Source organism: Mycobacterium sp. E2497, from assembly GCF_001668695.1.
Classification (GTDB): Bacteria; Actinomycetota; Actinomycetes; order Mycobacteriales; family Mycobacteriaceae; genus Mycobacterium.
In genome coordinates, this window is the sequence record NZ_LZKD01000102.1 from 24303 (window position 1) to 30966 (window position 6664).

3 protein-coding genes and 1 pseudogene are annotated in these 6664 nt (G+C 70.7%); 1 reads left to right on the top strand and 3 read right to left on the bottom strand.

Features of this window, described 5'->3' with window-relative positions; translation table 11 throughout:
* Nucleotide 1: 1 nt before the first annotated feature.
* Nucleotides 2-373 (bottom strand): hypothetical protein, encoded by a 372-nt coding sequence (locus A5713_RS07840; RefSeq protein WP_156751796.1) that lies wholly within the window; start codon nt 371-373, stop codon nt 2-4.
* Between the two features lie 138 nt (nt 374-511).
* Here A5713_RS07840 and A5713_RS07845 point away from each other — a divergent pair.
* Nucleotides 512-1880, top strand: a pseudogene (locus A5713_RS07845) (HNH endonuclease signature motif containing protein).
* 1 nt (nt 1881) lies between these two features.
* Here A5713_RS07845 and A5713_RS07850 read toward each other — a convergent pair.
* Nucleotides 1882-3324 (bottom strand): lipase maturation factor family protein, encoded by a 1443-nt coding sequence (locus A5713_RS07850; RefSeq protein WP_068094285.1) that lies wholly within the window; start codon nt 3322-3324, stop codon nt 1882-1884.
* An 88-nt stretch (nt 3325-3412) separates the two neighbouring features.
* A partial coding sequence (locus A5713_RS07855; RefSeq protein WP_068094290.1) for an alpha-(1->3)-arabinofuranosyltransferase family protein occupies nt 3413-6664 on the bottom strand: 3252 nt, incomplete at its 5' end.

Below are 6664 nucleotides of genomic sequence, written 5' to 3' on the forward strand. Positions count from 1 at the left end.
TTCACGGGCACATCCAGGCTAAGGGCGGGCAGACGCCGGTGTTCGGCGGAAGCCGCAACCCCGGCGGCTGGCCCTGGACCATCAGCGCGGGAAGGCCGGAGTCGGGCGCGAAGTAATAGGTGTGGCAGACGTTTCTGTCCCAGTCCGGCATCCGCCGCAGCTCGCCGAGGTTCGGGCACCACATCTGGCTGCAGATGTGGGAGGTGTAGCAGCCCGGTGGGCCCTCGGGCGGTGCACATTCCGGCGGCTGGTTGCCGCCGTTGTTGGTGGAGCAGACGGCGTGGGCCGTGCCCGAACCGAGCATCAGGTCCGCGGTCCACAGGGCGCCGGTGAGCGCCAGTGCCGTTGTCAAGATTGCGAGTGCTGATCTCATGCGTCGTTCCCTTTTTGCCCTCACAATTGTTGCTCCTGACTCCCCAGGCCGCCGAAGAATTTCCAAATTCCTTGCGCGAGTGTGCATCTATGGCGATTTCGAGCCGGTTTTGTCGGTGGGGGTGGCTAGTTTGGGGTCATGAGTTCGGGTGAAGATGACGAGGCCGTCGCAGTGTTCGACGATCTTGATGCGGTCTTGGCCCGCGCTCGCGCGTTACCGGTTGGCGCGATGAACGTCCAGCAACAGCTGGCGATGCTGGAGCGCTGCGAGAAGGCGCGCCGCCAACTGCCGGCCATCGAGCATCCGGTGATCAACTCCCTGGCCCACCAAGCGACTCCAGAAGAGTTGGGCGGCACCCTGCCGCACGCGATCGCCGAGGCGACGTTGATCAGCCGCGCCGAGGCATCGCGGCGGGTCAAAGAGGCTACCGACCTGGGGCCGCGGCACGGGCTGACCGGTGAGCTGCTGGAGCCGACGCTGCCAGCCACCGCGGCAGCCCAATGCGCCGGGGTACTCGGAGGCGGGCAGGTGGCGGTGATCCGCCGGTTCTTTCACCGGCTGCCTGGCTGGGTGGACTTCGCCACCCGAAAGGCGGTCGAGGCCGATCTGGCCGAAGCGGGCACTCACTTTCGCCCCGAACAACTCGCCGAGCTGGCCGACCACGTCGCCGACTGCCTCAATCCCGACGGTACCTACCGCGACGAGGACCGCGCCCGACGCCGCGGATTGGTGCTGGGTAAGCAGGGTCCGGATGGCATGTCCGAGCTGCGCGGTCTACTCACCCCCGAAGGCCGCGCCACCCTTGAGGCCGTGTTGGCCAAGCTGGCCGCACCGGGCATGTGCAACCCCATGGACGACACGCCCTGCGTCGACGGGGCGCCGACGCAAGACGCGATCGACCGCGATGCCCGCAGCGCCGCGCAGCGGAATCACGACGGGCTGCTCGCTGGGCTGCGCGGCTTGCTCGCCTCGGGAAAACTGGGCCAGCACAACGGCTTACCCGCCTCCATCATCATCACCACCACCTTGGCTGAGCTGCAGACCGCCACCGGCACGGGGCTCACCGGCGGGGGCGCCCGGCTCCCCATCAGCGATGTGATCCGGCTGGCCCGCCACGCGCACCAACTTGGCCGTCTTCGACAACGCCAAACCGCTGGCGCTGTATCACACCAAACGCCTGGCTTCTCCCGGCCAGCGAATCGTGCTGTACGCCAAGGACCGCGGCTGCACCGCCCCGGGCTGTACCGTCCCCGGCTACCTGTCCGAGGTCCACCACGTCACCGACTGGACCCAGTGCCGCCGCACCGATATCGACAACCTCACCTTCGCCTGCGGACCCCATCACCGCCTGCTCAAACCCGACGGCTGGACCACCCGCACAAACACCGAGGGTGACACCGAATGGATCCCACCCCCGCGGCTGGACCGGGGGCAGCCGCGCAAAAACACCTTCCACCACCCCGAAAAACTGCTTCACCACGACGACGATGACGACGACGCGGCATAACTCAGCCGTGCTGGGTCGTTGCCGCCGGTAGCGCCATCGGCCGGATGTAGCCGCCGATCAGTGTCCGATGCCACCAGGCCCGCTCCCTGCGCAGCTCCGCGGGCGTGGTGAAGCGATACTCGTAGAGTTGCGCGCGTACGTACCGCGGCGGCGAAGCCGGAAACGGATTGTGCCGCAACAATCGCAGGGTGGGCCGGTCGTTGCGCAGGAGGCGCTGCAGGAACGGTGTGAGCCACGGCTGCGCGTAGGCGGGCGAGATGGCGGCGAACCACATCAGCCAGTCCAGCCGCAGGTGATAGGGCGCCCACTGCCGCGGAAGCCGGCGCACGGCACCGGGCTTGCCCTTGAATTCGTATTCCTTCCAAACGGTCTGGGTGGTCAGGTGTACTTCCTCGGTGCCTTCGATCACCACCTCGCGGCGGACGCGCCCGATGCTGCCGAACGCGCCGTAGGTGTTGACCAGATGAAAAGAGTTGAACGACATGTTCATTCGTTGGCGGGGAGACAGCATGTTGCGCACCGGCCAGTAGCTCATGAACAGCACCGCTGCGGCGAACGCGACGACCAACACGACGAACCACAGCGGCGTCGCCGAAAACGCCGGACGATGGGGCAGGCTAACCAAACCGAACCACGAGTCGTCGATCGCGCTGCACGCCAACAGGATCGTCACCCAATTGAGCCAGGCGAAGTTGCCCGACGCCACCAGCCACACCTGGGTGACAACGATGACGGCCGCTGCGATGCTGGCCACCGGTTGCGGCGCGAACAACCCGAACGGCACCACCAGCTGCGAGAAATGGTTGCCCGCCACCTCGATTCGGTGCAGCGGCTTGGGCAGGTGGTGGAAGAACCAGCTCAATGGCCCCGGCATGGGCTGCGTCTCGTGGTGGTAGTACAGGCACGTCAGGTCGCGCCAGCACGGGTCGCCGCGCAGCTTGATCAGCCCGGCCCCGAACTCCACCCGGAACAGCAGCAACCGGGCCATCCACAGCGTCAGCAGCGGCGGAGCCACGTGATTGTTGCCGAGGAAGATCATCAGGAATCCGGTTTCCAGCAGCAGCGACTCCCAGCCGAACGAATACCAGGTCTGCCCGACGTTGACGATCGACAGGTAGAGCACCCACAGCGTCAGCCACATGAGCATGGCCGCCCAGACCGGCACCGCATCGGCCGCGCCGGCGACGATCGCCGCCGCCACCGCGGCGCCGAACCAGGAAACCACCGAGAACAGGCGATCGGAGTAGCGCAGATGAAACAGGCTCGGCGCCCGCCGAAACGACTGCCGGGCAAGGAACCGCGGGATCGGCTGTATCCCGTGCTCCCCGATCAACGCGCGGAACTGGGCCGCGGCCGCGACGAACGCCAGCAGATAGATCACGGCGACGCCGCGCTCGAGCACCAGTCTGCCGAGCCAATATTCGGGTGCGGAAAACCAGCGCATGGCCGTATCTCCTCGGACGGTCGCGGTCACACAGACCCGCATATCCAGTCAAGCAGGCGGTAAACCGGCAGCCAATACCTCTAACCGGCTATTCGTCGCGGCCCGGGCGCACCCGTTCGGGCAGAACCACCGCGCAAGTCACGAGCGCCGCCAGCGAAATCAGCGCCAGCAGCTGGACATTCGCGGAGTGGCCCGCGTAGCCGTCGACCGATCGCCAGGGATTGCGGGACAGCACCGCCCCGGCCAGGATCAGCCCGCCGGCGCTCACCACCATCGTCGCGCGGTCCAGGCGCCGACCTCGCAGCGCATACCGCAGGCCCAGGGCGGCCCCGACCACGGCGGCCCCGGCCGCGCCGGCGATCACCGCCCCGCAGGCCACCACGGCAACCGCCGCCCACGGCCCGGGCGTCCATGGCCGGGCGGGCGCGTCGTCGACCCGAGGGCGCCGGGTGCGCCATAGCGCGAGCATGGCCAGCAGCGGCAGCAAGGCCAGCCCCACCGCCAGCCCCACTCGGTACGGCGTGTTGGACGGGAAGGTCAGCGTGATGGTGCCGGGGTCGCCCGGGGGCACCACCCAGCCCTGCTGCCACCCGTTGACGGCCACCGGGGTCAGCCGGGCGCCGGAGGCGGTGCGCGCCACCCAACCGGGGTTGATGCTTTCCGGGATGACCAGTACTCGTGACGTAGCCGATGGCGGAGCCTGCACCTCGCGACGGTCCGGGCCCCAGGTCCGCCACACCGGGACCCCGACGGGGCTGGGCGTGGCGGCGGCAGCCGCTAACGGTGACAGGTCGACGCCGTCGACGACGAACTGGGCGCCCGGGCTGACCAACAGTTCCTGCTGGCCCGCCGGCAGCGCGATGGGATCGCGGTCGCAGGCCCGCGCCGCAATGGGCTCGTCGTCGAGCAGCGCGCCGACGGTGGTGCGGATCGACGTGTGCACGAACCGGCCCGCGACCGCGATCACCGGACCGTGGTCGCAGTCGACGGCGATCTCGCGCTCGCGGTCGCGGGCCGCGTCGGCGGGCGCGATCGGGTTGCCGTCGGCGCCGAGCGCCGTCAGCTCGGCCACCCCCGGCGGCTTGAGCTGGTCGAACCCCAACGCGTTGCGGTCGATCACGTCGTCCCAGTCCAGCAGGCTCACGGCGACGCTGTCGGTGACCCGGGGGTTGAGCGGGATCGTCTGCGGTTCACCGGGTTTCAACGCGTGGACCTGCGGGCCGTCGCCCAGGTTGACGGCCACCACCCTGGGGTGGGCGGGCACCGCCGACCGGCTGGGCACCAGCCGCAGCGCGGTGACCTCGGTGGGCCGCGGCAGGGTCAGCGTCAGCGTGGGGGCGGTCTTGTGTTGCACCACCCGCTGCGGCGCCGTCCACGCGGTGGCCGGGTCGCCGTCGGTCGCCGCGTACGCCGAGCCGAGGACATCCACCAGGTCGGAGTCGCCCCGCGCCCGGGTGGTGTCCGGCTCGGCGATCAGGTCGGCCAGCTTGGGCCCCTGCCGGGGCCGCACCCACACCAGCGGGTTCACCGACACCGGCGCCGGAACGGTCAGCGTCCGGCTGAGATTCACCGACTCTTCGGGCGCCAGGGCCATCGACGGCGCGCAGCGCACCCCGTCGGGCGTCGGCGCGCAGCCCGGCCTGCCGAGCAATTCCGAACCCAGGTCCCAGCCCGCGACGGCCGAACCGGGCGGCGGCCCGGGGACCCGCACGGTGTGCCGCAGGTCGACCGGGTGGGCGAACCCGGACGCGTCGTACTGGGTGATCGACAGGTCGGTGACGCCGAATTGCACGCCGGGAGAGCCGTCGTCGGTGCCCGCGGCGGTGATCCGCACCCACGGCGTCTCGCCGTAGGGCAGGGCCGCGGCGAGCGGCTTGCCCGGCTCGTCGAAGCGCAGTGTCGTGCTGCCGGTCGCCGTTTCGAGCAGGATGCGGCGCACCTGCGCGCCCACGGCGGTCGCGCTGGGGGTCAGCGTGATCGCCGCATTGGTCACCGGGTGGTCGAAGTCGACCTGCAGCCACTGCCCGACGGCGGCCTGCAGGGAGTTGGACACCCAGGCGGTCGCCGGGTCGCCGTCGACCGCGGCGACGGGGGAGGTCGCCGGCGCGACGTCGGGCATCGCGGTGGAGTCCGACGACGAGCTCGACACGGTGACCCGGCCGCCGGTCCAGGCGCCGACGACCGGGTCGGCGCCGGGGACGGGATAGTCGGGCACCCGGTTGTAGGTGTGCCGCGCGTCGCCGTCGGCCCGGATCGCCGACGAATGCTGGTCCACCCGGCCGTAGTCCGTCTCGCGGGCCACCGGGGTGTCGGTGACGGTCACCGTCGGCACCGGCAGCCCGGCGCCCCGCGCGTCGGCGGTCATCAGCACCGGACCCAGCGGCGGCCGGCCCTGCAGCCGGCGGCGCTCGTCGAGGCGCAGCAGCACCTCCGGTCCGCCGTCCACCCGCGGCAGCTGGTCGACGTCGGCGAAGTACGGTACTCCCGAACCACCGGCGACCCGATACACCTCGACGGCCGGATAGCGCGGGCGCAGGCCGCTGTCGGCGACGAAGCCCGCGAGGGTGCCGGGGCCCACCGGCTCGCCGAACTGCGCCACCTTCTGCAACCCGGGGGAACCGTCGACGGCGCGGTGGACCAGGATGGGCCGCGCGGAGCGCGACGTGTCCGGGTCCAAGTCGTTGCGCACCACCAGGTACGAAACACCTTGGCGGGCAAGCGTATCCGCGAGCCCCGCCGACGGGCGCCCGGCGGCGAAAAGGCGCTGCACCGAATCGAGTGCCCGAATGGTCTGCGGCGGGGTCAGGGGGATGGAGTCGCGCACGCCCCAGGGGCTGCCGCCGAGCACCTGCAGCGGCTCGTCATGGCTGGTCCCCCACACCTGCGTGGCGAACGGCGCCCCCGGGACCACCAGCACCCGACCGGGCGTCGGGGTGCCCGAGTTGTGCCGGTCGAGCCAGTCGGCGGTTTCCTGCCAGTACCGGGGTATCGCGCTGAAGGTGCCGGGCGGGGTCAGCCGGCCGGTCCACGCCAGCGACGTACTCACCATCAGGGCCGTCAGCACGACGATCGCGACGGCCACCCGCCTGTCGCGCTCCGGGTGGGCGAACGCGCGCAGCCACCCCGAGGCGGGGGCCCGGCCGGGGAGCGGGACCCGCCCCAACACCTGGGCGATGCCCAGCGCGATCGGGATCCGGACCACCGACCCCAGCTTGTGCACGTTGCGCAGCGGCGCCCCGCCGGCGTCCAGGAACGCCTGCACCGCGTGCGCCACCGGCGAGCCGAGCCCACCGCTGTAACCGGCGGCCATCAGCGCCACGCCGACGAACAGCATCGTCAC